The 518-nt window shown below is 69.9% G+C and carries 1 protein-coding gene; it reads left to right on the top strand.

Going from position 1 to position 518, the window contains the following annotated elements; translation table 11 throughout:
• The coding region (locus NP777_RS47210) for a beta-ketoacyl synthase N-terminal-like domain-containing protein (protein ID WP_256656372.1) at window positions 1–518 on the top strand (518 nt) is incomplete at both ends.

Below are 518 nucleotides of genomic sequence, written 5' to 3'. Positions count from 1 at the left end.
CGGTGTTGGCTGAGTTCTTGCGTGTGGAGGTTGTGGGGGCCGCGGCTGCGGTGGCGGGTCCGGTGGTGGTGTCGGCCGCTGATGATGAGCCGATTGCGATCGTGGGTCTGGGTTGCCGTTATCCGGGTGGGGTGGAGACTCCGGAGGATCTGTGGCGGCTGGTCATGGAGGGCCGGGACGCGATCTCCGAGTTCCCCACCGACCGTGGCTGGGATCTGGACGGGCTCTACCACCCGGACCCCGACCACCCGGGCACCTCGTACTCCCGCGAGGGTGGCTTCGTCGACCGGGCGGGCCACTTCGACCCGGCGTTCTTCGGCATCTCGCCGCGTGAGGCGCTGGCCATGGACCCGCAGCAGCGGCTGCTGCTGGAGACGTCGTGGGAGGCGTTCGAGCGGGCCGGGATCGACCCGGGTGTGCTGCGCGGCAGCCGCACCGGTGTCTTCGCCGGTGTGATGTACCACGACTACGCGTCCTCGCTGCCGGCACTTCCGGAAGGCGTGGAGGGCTTCGTCGGT

Origin of the sequence: Streptomyces rugosispiralis (genome assembly GCF_024505145.1) — a bacterium.
GTDB classification, from domain to species: domain Bacteria; phylum Actinomycetota; class Actinomycetes; order Streptomycetales; family Streptomycetaceae; genus Streptomyces; species Streptomyces rugosispiralis.
This window is presented reverse-complemented; position numbering and strand designations above follow the sequence as displayed.